We start from the raw sequence: 14,660 nt of genomic DNA, 5'->3' as shown, positions 1-14,660 counted from the left end.
CGCGCAACCGCCCTGAACGCACGAAGGGCGCCCGGATCGCTCCGGACGCCCCTCCTTTGCCGATCGAGCGTGTCGATCAGGCCGAGTAGTACATGTCGAACTCGACCGGGCTCGGCGTCATTTCCCAGCGGGCGACTTCACCGCGCTTGATCTCGACATAGGCCTCGATCTGGTCCGCCGAGAACACGTCGCCCTTCAGCAGGAAGTCGTGGTCGGCTTCCAGGCTGTCGAGCGCCTCGCGCAGCGAGCCGCAGACGGTCGGAACCTGGGCGAGCTCTGCCGGCGGCAGGTCGTACAGGTTCTTGTCCATCGCCTCGCCCGGATGGATCTTGTTCTGGATGCCGTCGAGGCCCGCCATCATCAGCGCCGCATAGGCGAGATAGGGGTTGGCCATCGCGTCGGGGAAGCGGACTTCGACGCGCTTCGACTTGGGGCCGGTGCCGTACGGGATGCGGCACGACGCCGAGCGGTTGCGCGCCGAATAGGCGAGCAGCACCGGCGCCTCATAGCCCGGCACCAGACGCTTGTAGCTGTTGGTCGACGGGTTGGTGAAGGCGTTGAGCGCCTTGGCATGCTTGATGACGCCGCCGATGAAATAGAGGCAGGTGTCCGACAGGCCCGCATAGCCCTCGCCCGCGAACAGGGGATTGCCCTCGTTCCAGATCGAGAAGTGGGTGTGCATGCCCGAGCCGTTATCTTCCTTGATCGGCTTGGGCATGAAGGTCGCGGTCTTGCCGTAGGCGTGCGCCACCTGGTGCACGACGTACTTGTAGATCTGCATGCGGTCGGCGGTCTGGGTGAGCGTGCCGAAGGTCAGGCCAAGCTCGTGCTGCGCGGCCGCCACCTCGTGGTGGTGCTTGTCGCAGGGCAGGCCCATCTCGAGCATGGTCGAGACCATCTCGCCGCGGATGTCGACGGCGCTGTCGACCGGCGCGACCGGGAAATAGCCGCCCTTGGCGCGCGGGCGGTGGCCCATGTTGCCCGACTCATATTCGCGGCCGCTGTTGTGCGGCAGCTCGATGTCGTCGAGCTTGTAGTAGCTGGTCGAGTAGCTGTTCTCGAACCGGACGTCGTCGAACATGAAGAACTCGGCCTCGGGGCCGACGTACACCGTGTCGCCGATTCCGGTGGTCTTGAGGTACGCCTCGGCGCGCTTCGCGGTCGAGCGCGGGTCGCGGGCATAGAGTTCGCCGGTCGACGGCTCGACCACGTCGCAGAACAGAATCAGCATCGGCGTCGCCGAGAACGGATCGACATAGGCGGCGTCGAGGTCCGGCTTGAGCACCATGTCGGACTCGTTGATCGCCTTCCAGCCCTCGATCGACGAGCCGTCGAACATCAGGCCGTCGGTCAGCTCTTCCTCACCGAGCAGGCTCGCGACCATCGACAGGTGCTGCCACTTGCCCTTGGGATCGGTGAAGCGCAGGTCGACCCACTCGATCTCCTCGTCCTTGATCTTCTTGAGGATCGTGCTGGCGGTGTTGGCCATCGAACTAAACCCTTTCTGGAAAAAACAACCGAGCCGCGAATCGCGCAACCATGTTGCGATTAGCCGCGGCGAAGCCCTTGCTGCAATGCGTCAAATGGTGCGGATCAGATCGCGTCTTCGTTGCGCTCGCCGGTCCGGATGCGCAGCGCCGTCTCGACCGGGATGACGAAGATCTTGCCGTCACCGATGCGGCCGGTCTGCGCGGCGCCGGCGATCGCCTCGACCACGCGTTCGGCGAGGCCGTCCTCGACCACCACCTCCAGCTTCACCTTCGGCAGGAAGTCGACGACATATTCCGCGCCGCGATAAAGTTCGGTGTGGCCCTTCTGGCGGCCGAAGCCCTTCGCCTCGGTCACGGTGATGCCGCTCACCCCGACTTCGTGCAGCGCCTCCTTCACCTCATCCAGCTTGAACGGCTTGATGATGGCCTCGATCTTCTTCATGCCTTGCGTCTTCCCCCCGGCCGAAGCGGCCCTCGCGCACGCGCGCTGCCAATCAAGAACCGTGCCAGGGCACGACTCACGCGAACCAGCATCGGCGATCCGGCCGCGCGTGTCGATCCTGCCCGGCTTTTCGGCAAATCGGGAGGCGGTGCCCGTATTTTAGGCAGCTGTTGGCGATGCCGTGCCGGTTGCAGTGGAGCGCCTGTAGCCGAATTTCGTGCAAGATGTTCCTACATGCAAAAATGGACGCCAGAACTCTCCAAGAAAATCTCCCTTCGACGCAAGACTTGCGCGCGAAACAAACGGTAAGCAGAATGTTCGAATGAAGACGCTCTTGCTGCTCGCTGCCGCCGCCGTGCCTTTTCCACTGGCAGAGATGCAGACGCCCACGGAACTGGGCGCGGCCCCCGTTCGGCACTTGCTGACGTGGATGCCGGAGGAGGTGCGCTGCGAAGGCACGTCGGTGAAGGCGGCGGCGATGCTGCGGCCGCTGACCGCGCTGCAGTGGGGTAGTCGCGACCAGGAGATTGCGCGGCTACGCTACCGCTTCCGCATCGACGAAAGCGGTCGGCCCTTGTCGATCCGTCGCCATAGCGCCGGCGTCGCGCCCGGCAGCGAGGATGTGGCGCCGTCGCTTGCCGCCAGCCGGTTCGCCGCAGGCGCGCCGCGCGCCGACTGCACCATCGCCTATGCGCCGCGCCTCACCTTGCCGGCGGACTCGCCGGTGGGGGACCTGATCTCCTACTCGCTGACGCCCTTGTCCGGAAAACTGCCGCCGGAGGGGTGGGCGCGGATCGCCCCGGAGACGTCGTGCCGGATCGAGCCGCGACCTCGACCGCTGGCGATGCGCTATCCGGATTACGACCGCATCCCCGCCGCGCCCGGAGCTAAGGACTGGTCGATGGTAGCCTATGATCTGAACGCAAGCGGCCGTCCGATACGCGTCCGCACCACCCACAGCACCGGCAACGCCGCGCTGGATGCGGCTGCGGTGAAGGCGATGCGGGCGTCGCGGTTCACCGGCGGCGCACGGACCGGCTGCGGCTCCCCCTTCGCCCGCGGCCCCGTCGCGCTCGCCGCGCCGGCCGTTCCCGAGGCGTCGGCGCAGCGCCCGCCGGACGGCAGCTGTCCGCACGACGGCGGCTGGGCCACCGCGCCCGTGTTGCGCTATCCCAAGGCGTACCAACGTCGCTCGATCGAGGGCTGGGCGACGGTGATGTTCGACGTGGCGCCCTGGGGCGAGCTCGGCAACCTGCGCGTGCTGGCCAGCGAGCCGAGCGCCGACTTCGGCGACCACGCGCTGCAGGTCCTACGCAGCGCGCGCAAGCAGGCGTCGAACACGGGGCGGACGGGCTGCGTCGAGCATGTGCAGTTCAAGATGGGCTATGGCGGCCTTCCGCCGGAGGAGCCGGGTGCCTGAACGACTCCGGCATCGCTGTTCTTGCCGTGCCTGGCGTGGCACGAAGGCGGCGCGTTCCGGAGGATAGAAGATGACGGGTATTCCAGCGGCGGCGTTCCTGGCGTGGGCGCTGCTTTCCCAGGCTTCGGCCGCGGTGCCTGCCCCGGTGACGCCGGGAACGATCGCGGTGGAGATCGCCGACGACGCGCCGGCGTCGGAGCGGCTGTTCGGCGATGCGGTCACGCGGGCGTTGTCGGACGTGCGCTTCACGCCGCTGCCGCTGCGTAGCCACAGCCGCTACATCGCGCGGGTGACGGTGACGCGCACGCCGCGCGGTATCGTGCCCGCCGACGCGAGGGGGCTGCCGGCGATGGCGGCGCTGGGACAGGTCTTCGTGCCGCTGCCGTCGGGCAAGAACCAAATCCGGGGGCTGGTCGCCACCGACCTCGCCGTCGAAATCCGGCTGCGCGGCGCCGCCACGCCGGTCTGGAGCGGGCGCGCCACCACCGTCCAGGTCGAGGGCGCCGCCGCCGACGGCCCGGCGACGATCGCGCCGAAGCTCGCGTCGGCCCTGATGCGGCAGCTGGCGGCGGGGCGGTCGGAGCCGATTTCGGTGCCCTGATCCGCGCAGCGCGTCGTATCGGTGGCCTCAGCGGCCGGGTTTCTCGGTGAAGTCGATGCGGATACGGACCCAGGCGCCGACCATCGGCTTGCCGCCGACGCGCGGCGGGCGAACGCGGAACTGCCACGCCGCCTGCCGGATCGCCCCGGCGAGGCGCGACCCGCGCGGCGAATCCGCCAGCTCGCGGCAGTCCTCGACGCGATTGTCGGGGATGGTACGGCAGGCGATGATCGCCCAGGCGCCGGCCGGGGCACCCTGCGGCGGCAGATAGGCGCCGAGCTCGGTGTCGGTCGGCCGGCGATACCATTCGGCGTTGTACAGCCGCTCGCCGCCCGGCCCGTCGCCGGGTCCATAGGCCGATCCGCTGTCGGCGGCGTTGCCGCCCTGGCTGGCCGCGCCGCTGTCGGCGACCTCCTCGCCGCGGCTCGACCGGATCGCGCCGATATCGGACGCGGCGAAATCCTCGCTGCTCAGCACCAGCATGTTGGGGGCCGGTTCCGGCGCCGGCGGGGCGCTGGGCGGCGGCGGCGGCGCGGTCAGCGTGTCCTTGGGGCGGCTGCGTGCGGTCGCCCCGCCGCCGGTCTTGGCCGCCTGCGGATCGCCGGCGGCGCGGGTCTCTGGCGGATCGGGGGTGGTCGTGAAGACCGGCGGTTCGGTCTTGGGCGGCGGGGCCACCAGCCGGGGCGCCAGCGTCAGCAGCATCACCAGGATCAGCAGGTTGATGCCGATCGCCAGCGCCAGCGCGACCGTGCGCGGCCGACCCGAAGCGCGGTACGACGAGGAAGGAACGGGCGCCGCACGCATCGACGGCGCGCCTACACCGCGCCCGCGGGGGCGGCAATCATGTTGAAGAAGCTGCCCGGAGGAGCGCACTCCTCCGGGCGATTTCGCCTCACCGGATCGGCGAGTTGGGGTCGAGCCGCATGTCTAGGTAGCGGTCGACGCTGCCCATCAGCTCCGGCATCTCGTCGGCGAAGAAGTGGTTCGCGCCCGGGATGACGTCGTGGTGGATGGTGATGTGCTTCTGGGTGCGCAGCTTGTCGACGAGCTTCTGGGTCGCGAGCGGCGTCACCACTTCGTCCGCCTCGCCCTGGATGATGATGCCCGACGACGGGCAGGGCGCGAGGAAGGTGAAGTCGAACATGTTCGCCGGCGGCGCGATCGAGATGAAGCCGCGGATTTCCGGACGGCGCATCAGCAGCTGCATGCCGATCCACGCGCCGAAGCCGAAGCCGGCAACCCAGGTGGTCGACGCTTCCGGGTGGAAGCTCTGCACCCAATCGAGCGCGGAGGCCGCATCCGACAGCTCGCCGACGCCGTTGTCGAACGTCCCTTGGCTCTTGCCGACGCCGCGGAAGTTGAAGCGCAGCGTCGCGAAGCCGCGGCGCTGGAAGGTCTTGTAGAGCTCCTGCACGATGCGGTTGTTCATCGTGCCGCTGGCGTTGGGATGCGGATGGAGGATCATCGCCACGGGTGCGCGCGGGCGCGGGGCTGGGGCGAAACGACCTTCGAGGCGCCCTTCCGGGCCGGGAAAGATGACTTCGGGCATGGGCTTCCTGCCGAGAGAAATGGGGCGCGCGGTTGGGCGCAGCAAGCTGCGCGCTATATAGGCGGGGAGCTTTCCCGCGCAATCGGAACGATTCTTGGCCGACCGACTCTATCTCGACCATGCCGCGACCACGCCGATGCGGCCCGAGGCGATCGCCGCCGTGGCGGACGGCATGGCGCGCTGGGCCAATCCGTCGTCGCCCCATGCCGAAGGCCGCGCCGCCCGCCGCGCGCTGGAGGATGCGCGCGCGCGCATCGCTGGGGCGCTCGGCTGGCGGCACGAGGTGATCCTCACCAGCGGGGCGAGCGAGGCGATCGCGCTGGCGCTCCGCCGCGCGAAGGGCGTGCGCGTCGCCGTGGCGCCGACGGAGCATGATGCGGTGCTGCGCGCCGCGGGCGACGCGGCGCGGCTGGCGGTGGATGCCGCGGGGCAGGTGGTGCTGCCCGACTCGGGCGACGCGCGGACGCTGTTCGCGATCCAGGCGGTCAATTCGGAGACGGGGGTGCTCCAGCCCCTCGACACGCTCGCGGCAGAGATTCGCGCGTGCGGCGATCTGCTGTTCGCCGACTGCGCGCAATCCGCGGGCAAGCTGCCGCTTCCCGACGCGGACCTGATCGCGGTGTCGGCGCACAAGCTAGGCGGTCCGCCGGGCGTCGGTGCGCTGCTGGTGCGCGACCTCGGCGTGCTCGAACCGAGCGGCGGGCAGGAACAGGGCTATCGCGGCGGCACGGAGAACCTGCCGGGCGTCCTGGGGTTCGCGGCCGCTCTGGAGGCGCCCCGCGACTGGCTCGCCGAAGCGGCGGAATGGCGCGCGCTGCTCGACGCGGCGGTGCTCGCCGAGGGCGGGGCGGTGGTCGCCGGGACTGCACCGCGGATTTCCACCATCGCCGCCTATCGCATGCCGGGGGTGGCCGCGGCGGCGCAGCTGATCCGCTTCGACGGCGGCGGCATCGCCGTGTCGGCAGGCAGCGCCTGTTCGTCGGGCAGCCTCAAGCCCAGCCATGTTCTTGGCGCGATGGGTTGGGACGCGCAGGCGGCGCGGGAGGTGGTGCGGGTGAGCTTCGGCTGGACCACGCGTGCCGAGGACGTCCGCCGCTTCGTCAATGCCTGGGCTGCCATCGCGCGCGAGGCGCGGAGCCGCGCGGCATGACCTATCTCGACTATCAGGCGACGACCCCGCTCGCGCCCGAGGCGCTGGCGGCGATGCTGCCCTGGCTCGAACGCCAGCACGCCAACCCGCACTCGCCGCATCGCGAGGGGCGCGCCGCCCGCGCCGCGGTCGAGGTGGCGCGCGATCAGGTGGCGAAGTTGCTGCCGAAGGACGGCAGGCTTGCGTTCACCTCCGGCGCGACCGAGGCGCTCAACTGGGCGATCCAAGGCAGTGCGGGGCCGCTCGTCACCCTCGCCACCGAGCACGCAGCCGTGCTCGACACGGTGGCCGCGGAGATGCGCAAGGGCCGCGAAGTCACCGTCTTGCCGGTCGGCGAGGATGGCCTCGTGAACCTCGACACGGCGGCGCGGGCGATCCGGCCGGGCACCGGTCTGGTGGCGGCGATGCTGGTCAACAATGAGATCGGCGTGACCCAGCCGATCGCCGAACTCGCGGCGCTCGCCCATGCCGCCGGCGCGCGCTTCCTGTGCGATGCGGTGCAGGGCTATGGCCGGATGCCGGTGCCCGACGGCTGCGACCTGGTCGCCGTCTCCGCGCACAAGATCCACGGGCCGAAGGGGATCGGTGCGCTGTGGATCCGCGACGGCGTCGCGCTCGCGCCGCTGCTTCACGGCGGCGGGCAGGAGGCGCCGGGCCGCTCGGGCACGCTGTCGCCGGCGCTGTGTGCCGGTTTCGGCGCCGCCGCTAAGCTCGCGGGCGAGCGGATGGACGCAGATGCGGGCCATGTCGCAAGGCTCGCGCACGCCGCGCTTGCAGCGTTGGGACCGGGCTGGATCGTCAACGGCTCGGCCGAGCATCGCTACCGCGGCAACCTCAACCTGCGGCGCAAAGGGCTCGATGTGGCGCGGTTGATGAGCGACCTGCGCGACATCGCCTTTTCGGCGGGCTCCGCCTGTGCCAGCGGCTCGGGCCGGCCCAGCCATGTGCTCACCGCGATCGGCCTTTCGGACGCAGAGGCGAGGGGCAGCATCCGCATTGGCTTTGGCCGCACGACGACGCAGGAGGAACTGGTGGACGCCATCACCCGGATCGAAACGGCGGCGCGCGCGCAGCAGGTGGCGGCATGATCGTCCGCTTCATCGGCGTCGACGGCGTGGTCGAGGACGCGCGGGGCGCCGCCGGCGACCGCCTGCTCGATCTGGCGCAGGCCTATGGCCAGCCGCTGGAGGGCACGTGCGACGGGCAGATGGCCTGTTCGACCTGCCATGTCATCGTCGCGGCCGAGTTCGCCGACCGCCTGCCGCCCCCCTCCGACGAAGAGGAAGACATGCTCGATTTCGCCCCCGGTGCTACCCGCACCAGCCGGCTCGCCTGTCAGATCACGCTCGCCGACGGGCTCGACGGCCTGACCGTCCACATCCCCGGCGCGCACGCCGACGCGCGGCGCGGCTGATGCGCCGGCGCGAGTTCGTCGCCGGGGCAGCGGCCGCGGTGCTGTTGCCGACCTGGCTGGAGGCGCTGGGCACTGCCGCCTTCGCTGCACCGGCCGATCCGCTGGCGGCGATCGCCGCGACGACCGGCGGGCGGCTGGGCGTGTCGGTGTATGATACCGGCACCGGCCGCCGGCTGTGGCGCGACGCGCTGTCGCGCTATCCGCTGTGCTCGACCTTCAAGGTTCCGCTTGCCGCGGCGATCCTGGCGCGGGCCGATCGCGGGGAGCTCGACCTCCAGCGACCGATCCGCTTCAGCCAGGGGGACCTGCTCGACTACGCACCGGTGGTGCGCAAGAACCTCCCACGGGGTCAGATGACGCTTGCCGAGCTGTGCGCGGCGGCGGTCGAGTGGAGCGACAACGCCGCCGCGAACCTGCTGCTGCCGCAGCTGGGCGGGCCGTCCGGCTTCACCCGCTTCGTGCGTTCGGCCGGCGACGGCATCACCCGCCTGGATCGGGTCGAGCCCGAGCTCAATGAGTACCAGCCCGGCGAGCTGCGCGACACGACCACGCCGATGGCGATGACGACGCTCCTTGAGGCGCTGTTCACCGGCGACGTGCTGGAGCCGGCGTCGCGCGACCGGCTGGCGGCATGGATGGTCGGCAGCCGCACCGGCGACAAGCGGCTGCGCGCGGGGCTCCCCAAGGGCTGGCGAGTCGGCGACAAGACCGGCACCAGCGGCGAGGGGCAGGCGAACGACATCGCCGTCGTCTGGCCGCCGAACCGCAAGCCGATCCTGATCGCCTGCTACCTCGATGCGCCGGGAATCGCGCCGGAGAAGGCGGATGCGGCGATCGCCTCGGTGGGGGCGCTGGTGGGACAGCTGTTCGCCTGAGGTCCTTGCCTCTTTTCCCCCCGTTCGTCTCGAGTAGGGATCGAGCTTGTCGAGAGCCCGTATCGAGAGAGCCCCACACGCCGACCTCTCGATACGCCGTCTCGACAAGCTCGACGGCTACTCGAGGCGAACGGATCGGGAGAGGCCGGCAGGGGATTGGGTCGCCCGCGAAAACCCACGCTTCCCCCTTGCCGCAGCCCCCCGCCATCGTCCAAACGCGCTGGCATGACCGTTGCCGTCGACATGGGAACCGATCCGGCCGGCAAGCCGGTTCCGATCGATCTCGAAGAACTTCTCGCCACCCGCCTGCTGGTTCAGGGCAATTCGGGCTCGGGCAAGTCGCACCTGCTGCGCCGCCTGCTCGAACGCAGCGCGCGCCACGTCCAGCAGGTGGTGATCGACCCGGAAGGGGACTTCGTCACCCTGTCCGCCGCCTATGGCCACATCGTCATCGATGCGGTCGACCACAGCGAGCGCGAGGTCGCGAAGTTCGCCGCCCGTGCACGCGAGCATCGCGCCTCCGTCGTCCTCAGCCTGGAAGGGCTGGAGGCCGAGGGGCAGATGCGCTGCGCCGCCGCCTTTCTGTCGGCGCTGTTCGATGCGCCGCGCGAGCATTGGTATCCCGCGCTCGTCGTGGTGGACGAGGCGCAGCTGTTCGCCCCCACCACCGGCGGGGAGGTGGCCGAGGAAGTCCGCCGCGCGTCGCTGTCGGCGATGACGAACCTGATGTGCCGCGGGCGCAAGCGCGGCCTGGCCGGCGTGATTGCGACTCAACGCCTGGCAAAGCTCGCCAAGAACGTCGCGGCCGAGGCGTCGAACTTCCTGATGGGGCGCACCTTTCTCGACATCGACATGGCGCGAGCCGCCGATCTGCTCGGCATGGAGCGGCGCCAGGCCGAGCAGATCCGCGACCTGCAGCGCGGCACCTTCCTGGCGCTGGGCCCTGCGGTGTCGCGCCGGCCGGTGGCGGTGCGGATCGGCGCGGTCGAGACCTCGGCGCGCAGCGGCAGCCCCAAGCTGACGCCGCTGCCCTCCGGCCAGGTCGCCGACATCAAGGATCTGCTCCTAGCCCCGGTCGAGGAAATGCTGCCGCTCGCCATGCCGCCGCGCCCGACGCCGCCGCCCGAAGAGGTGATGGCGGCGATCGAGCGCCCCGCCGGCCCGGTCGCCACCCCGGCGCTGCCGGAGCGTTCGGAGGAAGAGACCGACACGATCGTCGCCGACGTGCTGCGCGCGATCCTCTCCGACGAGGACGCGGCGCAGCGTCCTGCGGCGATGCTTTACCAGGATTTCGGCGTGCGCTGCCGCATGGCTGGGCTGTCGCGGCCGCCGCTCGACCTGCCGGCCTTCACCCGCCGGCTGTCGTGCGCGCGCGCCGGCATCTTTGAATCGCCGGAAGCCGAATGGGGCGACGCGCTTCAACTCGCCGCCTCGCTGCCCGACGACATGCTCGGGCCGTTCCTGCTGATCGCCCGCGCCGCGCGTGCGGGTGAGCCGTGCCCGAGCGACGAGGAGATCGCGCGCACCTATGGCACCAGCTCGATGGGGCGGGTGAAGCGGCTGGTCGCCTATATCGAAAGCCGCGAGCTGTTCGTGTGCCGCACCGACCTGTCCGGGCGGCGCTCGATCACGCTGCCGCACTTGGGGTGGATCACCGAGGCGTCGGAGGTGGCGGCCTGACAGCTTGCGTGCCCCGGCGAAGGCCGGGGCCCAGTTGGGAAGGCGGCGGTGAGGTGCGATGCGGGTAGACCACCGCAACTGGGCCCCGGCCTTCGCCGGGGCACGCGATACCTTGAACGGCACTCGTACCCCACAACACCCGTCAGGATGACGAGACGCTTTACAGCCCTAAGTCCGCGGGGCCGAACGCATGCGGCAGCAACTCCGACAGCCGGTGCTCCTCGAACGCGTCCCCCTCGGCGCCGGCGCAATAGACCGTCAAATCGCGCCGGCCGATCTGCGCCGCCTCGTTGAGCACCTGCCGGCAGCGCCCGCACGGGCGGATCGGCGCGTCGCCCGTGGGGACGCCCTCGACCAGCATGCCGCCGATCACCGCCACCTCGGCGACCTCGCCCAGCCGCCCCTGCGCACTGGCGGTCGCGATCGCCACCGTTTCGGCGCACAGCGACAGGCCGTAGCTCGCATTCTCAAAATTCGCGCCGGTGACGATGCTGCCGTCGGTCATGCGCAGCGCCGCGCCGACGGCGAAACGCGAATAGGGGGCGTGGGCGTTGCGAGCCGCGGCGCGCGCGGCCGCGATGAGGGCTTCGGGTTCGGTCATGGTGCGACGACATCCCAATGGACGGGGCGGTCGACGCCGTCGATCCGCCGGATGGTGCTCGCCTGCCACATCCGCCAGGGACGTGCCAGATAGAGGGGGGCGAAGAAGTCCTGGCTGGCCCAGAGCGGCCGGGCGATCGCGCCGCTCACCGGATAGGCCTGTTCGAACGGCTCGGAGATCTTGAGCAGCATCGGCGATCCGGTGTGGTGCTCCACCACCGCCAGGAAGCTGCGGATCGCGGCGAGCACCGCCGCCCGATCGGGTCGCGCCGCGCAACCCGCGTCGAGATCAAGCTCCAGCACCGCCGGCAGCGCGTCGATCGCGCGGGGCACGAAGGTGACGAAGGCGTCGGCCTGCGACTCGGCCGGGCGGCATAGCGAGAACTGGTGGAGCACGCCGCGCCGCATCCCCGCCTCGCCGAGCGCGGCCCAGTTCGACTGGAACCGCCGGTCGCGGCGGGTGCCGTCGCGGATCGCGCGGACATAGGCGAAGTCGACGCCGCGGGCGCGCGCGGTCAGCCAGTCGACGGGACCGGTCTCCTGCGACACGTCGATGCCCTGGATGGGGTATTCGCCGGTCGACGGGTGCCATCCGACCGCATAGTTCCAGGCAGCCGCGCCGGCGAGACTCGACGCCGCCGCGATGACCAGCATCGCCCTAACAACCCGCATCGCTACCCGTTAACCCCTGATGTGCAGCACGCAGATGAGCGTGAAAAGCCGGCGCGCGGTGTCGAAATCGATGTCGATCTTGCCTTGAAGCCGCTCGATCAGCAGCTCGGCCGCGTCGTTGTGGAGGCCACGCCGGGCCATGTCGATCGTCTCGATCTGCTGCGGCGTCGCCTGGCGGATCGCCTGGTAATAGCTGTCGCAGATCGCGAAATAGTCGCGGATCGGCCGGCGGAACTTGGCGAGGCCGAGCACCAGCGTCTCGAGCGGGCTGTCGTCGGCGCGCCGGATGTCGATCGCCAGCCGCCCGTCGTCGACACGCAGCCGCACGCGATACGGCCCGGCATAGCCGTCGGCATGCACGCGCTGCGGCGCGAAGCGGTTGCCCTCCAGCAGGTCGTAGATCGCGATCCGCCGTTCCTGCTCGACGTCGGAACTGCGCCAGAGGATGGTGCGCTCGTCGAGCGAGACGTCGATGATCCGCGGATCGGCCATGACGGCCAGCGCTTAGCCGTTTGGCGTGGCAAGGCAACGCCCAAGCTGGCGAAACGCGCCTGTCCACAGACGTTTCGCCGCAGCTCGCTTGAGCAAAGCGCCCGCGTCTGGGAAAAGCGGGCATGGCAACCCTTGCACAAATCGGCGGCACGCCCGCTCCGTCCCCGGCTGCGCGCCTTCCCCAGAACGTCGAGGCGGAAGCGGCGCTGCTGGGCGCGATGATGATCGACAACCGGCTGGCGGACGACATCGTCGAGCGACTCGAACCCGATCATTTCTTCGAGCCGGTCCACGCGCGCATCTTCGAGCGGATCCGCGACGTGCGCCGGCAGAACATGCTCGCCAACCCGGTGACGCTGCGCCCGCTGTTCGAGGACGACGCCGGCATGCGCGAGCTGGGCGGGCCGGGCTATCTCGCCCAGTTGACCGGCAGCGGCGCCGGCCTGCTCGGCGCCAAGCAGTTTGCCGAGCAGATCTACGACCTCGCCCAGTTGCGCGCGCTGATCACCGTGGGCACCACGCTGGTCGAGAATGCGCTCGACACCAGCCAGACGATCGACCCGCGCAAGCAGATCGAGCAGGCGGAAGAGGCGCTGTTCCGCGTCGCGGCGGAGGGCACGACCGCCAACACGGTCAAGAGCTTCGCGCAGGCGACGACGATGGCGGTGCAGATGGCCGACCGCGCGCTCAACTCGGGCGGCGGGCTGTCGGGCGTGACGACCGGCCTCGACAGCGTCAACTCGCGGATCGGTGGTCTGCACCATTCCGACTTGATCATTCTCGCCGGGCGTCCCGGCATGGGCAAGACCTCGCTTGCGACCAACATCGCCTTCAACGCCGCGCGCCGCTTCATGGACGACCAGCGCGCGGGCGTGGAGAAGGGCAAGTCGGTCGGCGCCAAGGTCGCCTTCTTCAGCCTGGAAATGTCGGCCGACCAGCTGGCGACGCGCGTGCTCGCCGAGCAGTCGGGCATCAGCTCCGAAGCGCTGCGCATGGGCAAGATCAGCAAGGCGGAGTTCGTGAAGCTCGCCGATGCCGCCGCCGACCTCGAATCGCTGCCGCTCTACATCGACGACACCGCCGGCCTCTCGATCAGCGGCCTGCACACGCGCGTCCGCCGTCTCCACCGGCGTCTGGACGACCAGCTCGGGCTGGTGGTGGTCGACTATCTCCAGCTGCTCCAGGGCAGCGGCCGCTCCGACAATCGCGTCAACGAAATCTCGGAGATCAGCCGCGGGCTGAAGACGCTCGCCAAGGACATCGGCGTGCCGGTGATCGCGCTGTCGCAGCTCAGCCGCGCGGTCGAGCAGCGCGAGGACAAGCGCCCGCAGCTCTCCGATCTTCGCGAATCCGGCTCGATCGAGCAGGACGCCGACATGGTATGGTTCGTGTATCGCGAGGACTATTATGTCGCCGCCAAGGAGCCAAAGCGCCCGCGTGATGGCGACGACGCGCGCGTGTTCGAGGATCACGCCAAATGGGCGGTCGACATGGAGCGCGTCTATGGCTTGGCCGAGCTGATCATCGCCAAGCAGCGCCACGGTGCCACCGGCAAGGTGACGATGAAGTTCGAGCCGACGATCACCCGCTTCAGCGACTATGTCGGCGAAGGCTATGGCGGCTTCGACAATGAGTGAGCCGGGGCAGGGCACGCGCGACCGGCTGATCCTGATCGACCCGGCGAGCACCGATCCGGATTACCCCGACGCGCATTTTTTCTGCTTCGATTGCATCGTGATCGAGGGGGTGCTGGCCGCGTACCCCCAGCTACGCGAGCGGATCGACGTCGAGCACGTCGTCTGGGCGCGCCCGCGGGAGCGCGTGGTGTCGCTGGTGGGGGAGGCGCACCAGTCGCTTCCCTTGCTGATCCTTGGCGACGATGCGGCGGCGGATCTGGCGACCGGGGAGGCGAACGGCCTGCGCTTCGCCGACACGCGCGACGCGATCCTGGAGGCGCTGGCCGTGCGGCATGAGATGCCGCGGCGCCATCCGTAAGGGGGTAGAGTAGCGAGCGGCGGGCCGCACGTCCCAGTCTGCCGCCATCCCGAGCCCCAAGCGTACCCCGGCGAAGGCCGGGGTCCAGGTGCGGTGTCGTCGGAAATGGGAACCTCTCTGACGAGTGTCCCGCCTGGGGCACGGCGTGGCGGAGCCTCCGCAACGATCCCCCGAAGTATCCCAGCGAAGGCGGGACATTTGCATAACCGGTTTTTTGGTGAAGCGGTGGCGTGAATGGTGGTTGCGGCGGCGGGAGTGGCGACGCGGCGGGGATCGGGTG

Annotated in this window: 16 protein-coding genes; 9 read left to right on the top strand and 7 right to left on the bottom strand. The window is 70.0% G+C overall.

Features of this window, described 5'->3' with window-relative positions:
• Nucleotides 1–76: 76 nt before the first annotated feature.
• Both glnA and ACBY01_RS13790 read right to left on the bottom strand, forming a co-directional pair.
• Nucleotides 77–1,489, bottom strand: a complete 1,413-nt coding sequence (glnA, locus tag ACBY01_RS13795) for a type I glutamate--ammonia ligase (protein WP_416461485.1) — start codon at nucleotides 1,487–1,489, stop codon at nucleotides 77–79.
• A 104-nt stretch (nucleotides 1,490–1,593) separates the two neighbouring features.
• On the bottom strand, nucleotides 1,594–1,932 hold the full coding sequence (locus ACBY01_RS13790) for a P-II family nitrogen regulator (RefSeq protein ID WP_129340651.1): 339 nt from the start codon (nucleotides 1,930–1,932) through the stop codon (nucleotides 1,594–1,596).
• 322 nt (nucleotides 1,933–2,254) lie between these two features.
• On the opposite strand from ACBY01_RS13790, the gene ACBY01_RS13785 reads away from it, so the two are divergent.
• Nucleotides 2,255–3,352, top strand: a complete 1,098-nt coding sequence (locus ACBY01_RS13785) for a TonB family protein (RefSeq protein ID WP_416461484.1) — start codon at nucleotides 2,255–2,257, stop codon at nucleotides 3,350–3,352.
• Nucleotides 3,353–3,422: 70 nt separating this feature from the next.
• Nucleotides 3,423–3,953, top strand: a complete 531-nt coding sequence (locus ACBY01_RS13780; protein ID WP_416461483.1) for a hypothetical protein — start codon at nucleotides 3,423–3,425, stop codon at nucleotides 3,951–3,953.
• A 27-nt stretch (nucleotides 3,954–3,980) separates the two neighbouring features.
• On the opposite strand, the gene ACBY01_RS13775 is transcribed toward ACBY01_RS13780, so the two are convergent.
• The gene (locus ACBY01_RS13775; protein WP_416461482.1) at nucleotides 3,981–4,757 is read right to left on the bottom strand and encodes a hypothetical protein; all 777 of its coding nucleotides are present in this window, start codon (nucleotides 4,755–4,757) and stop codon (nucleotides 3,981–3,983) included.
• A gap of 88 nt (nucleotides 4,758–4,845) precedes the next feature.
• Nucleotides 4,846–5,502: an alpha/beta hydrolase gene (locus tag ACBY01_RS13770; RefSeq protein ID WP_416461481.1), complete on the bottom strand. Its 657-nt coding sequence runs from the start codon at nucleotides 5,500–5,502 to the stop codon at nucleotides 4,846–4,848.
• 94 nt (nucleotides 5,503–5,596) lie between these two features.
• On the opposite strand from ACBY01_RS13770, the gene ACBY01_RS13765 reads away from it, so the two are divergent.
• From ACBY01_RS13765 to ACBY01_RS13745, 5 genes are all read left to right on the top strand, one after another.
• Nucleotides 5,597–6,652, top strand: coding sequence for a cysteine desulfurase family protein (locus ACBY01_RS13765; RefSeq protein ID WP_416461480.1), 1,056 nt, complete (start codon nucleotides 5,597–5,599; stop codon nucleotides 6,650–6,652).
• Nucleotides 6,649–7,740: a cysteine desulfurase family protein gene (locus tag ACBY01_RS13760; RefSeq protein ID WP_416461479.1), complete on the top strand. Its 1,092-nt coding sequence runs from the start codon at nucleotides 6,649–6,651 to the stop codon at nucleotides 7,738–7,740. The genes ACBY01_RS13765 and ACBY01_RS13760 overlap by 4 nt, the downstream gene beginning before the upstream one ends.
• Nucleotides 7,737–8,066 carry a 2Fe-2S iron-sulfur cluster-binding protein gene (locus tag ACBY01_RS13755; protein ID WP_416461477.1) on the top strand — a complete coding sequence of 110 codons (330 nt, stop codon included), beginning with the start codon at nucleotides 7,737–7,739 and terminating at the stop codon, nucleotides 8,064–8,066. The genes ACBY01_RS13760 and ACBY01_RS13755 overlap by 4 nt, the downstream gene beginning before the upstream one ends.
• Complete coding sequence (gene bla / locus ACBY01_RS13750) at nucleotides 8,066–8,941, top strand: class A beta-lactamase (RefSeq protein ID WP_416461476.1); 876 nt, start codon at nucleotides 8,066–8,068, stop codon at nucleotides 8,939–8,941. Before ACBY01_RS13755 ends, bla begins: the two co-directional genes overlap by 1 nt.
• Before the next feature lie 225 nt (nucleotides 8,942–9,166).
• A complete protein-coding gene (locus tag ACBY01_RS13745; protein WP_416461475.1) occupies nucleotides 9,167–10,621 on the top strand; it encodes an ATP-binding protein in 1,455 nt (484 codons plus the stop codon).
• Between the two features lie 160 nt (nucleotides 10,622–10,781).
• Here ACBY01_RS13745 and ACBY01_RS13740 read toward each other — a convergent pair whose 3' ends face one another.
• The 3 genes from ACBY01_RS13740 to ACBY01_RS13730 are packed head-to-tail and all read right to left on the bottom strand — an operon-like array spanning nucleotide 10,782 to nucleotide 12,385.
• Nucleotides 10,782–11,222 (bottom strand): cytidine deaminase, encoded by a 441-nt coding sequence (locus tag ACBY01_RS13740; protein WP_416461474.1) that lies wholly within the window; start codon nucleotides 11,220–11,222, stop codon nucleotides 10,782–10,784.
• A complete protein-coding gene (locus tag ACBY01_RS13735; protein WP_416461473.1) occupies nucleotides 11,219–11,893 on the bottom strand; it encodes a glycoside hydrolase family 25 protein in 675 nt (224 codons plus the stop codon). The genes ACBY01_RS13740 and ACBY01_RS13735 overlap by 4 nt, the downstream gene beginning before the upstream one ends.
• A gap of 9 nt (nucleotides 11,894–11,902) precedes the next feature.
• Nucleotides 11,903–12,385: a UPF0262 family protein gene (locus ACBY01_RS13730; RefSeq protein WP_416461472.1), complete on the bottom strand. Its 483-nt coding sequence runs from the start codon at nucleotides 12,383–12,385 to the stop codon at nucleotides 11,903–11,905.
• A 122-nt stretch (nucleotides 12,386–12,507) separates the two neighbouring features.
• On the opposite strand from ACBY01_RS13730, the gene ACBY01_RS13725 reads away from it, so the two are divergent.
• Nucleotides 12,508–14,022: a replicative DNA helicase gene (locus ACBY01_RS13725; protein ID WP_416461471.1), complete on the top strand. Its 1,515-nt coding sequence runs from the start codon at nucleotides 12,508–12,510 to the stop codon at nucleotides 14,020–14,022.
• Nucleotides 14,015–14,380 carry a DUF3088 domain-containing protein gene (locus ACBY01_RS13720; protein WP_416461470.1) on the top strand — a complete coding sequence of 122 codons (366 nt, stop codon included), beginning with the start codon at nucleotides 14,015–14,017 and terminating at the stop codon, nucleotides 14,378–14,380. Before ACBY01_RS13725 ends, ACBY01_RS13720 begins: the two co-directional genes overlap by 8 nt.
• Nucleotides 14,381–14,660 lie beyond the last annotated feature (280 nt).

The organism is Sphingomonas mangrovi (assembly GCF_047975845.1).
GTDB lineage: Bacteria > Pseudomonadota > Alphaproteobacteria > Sphingomonadales > Sphingomonadaceae > Sphingomonas.
Note: the sequence above shows the minus strand (reverse complement) of the source record. Positions and strands in the feature narration are given on the sequence as shown.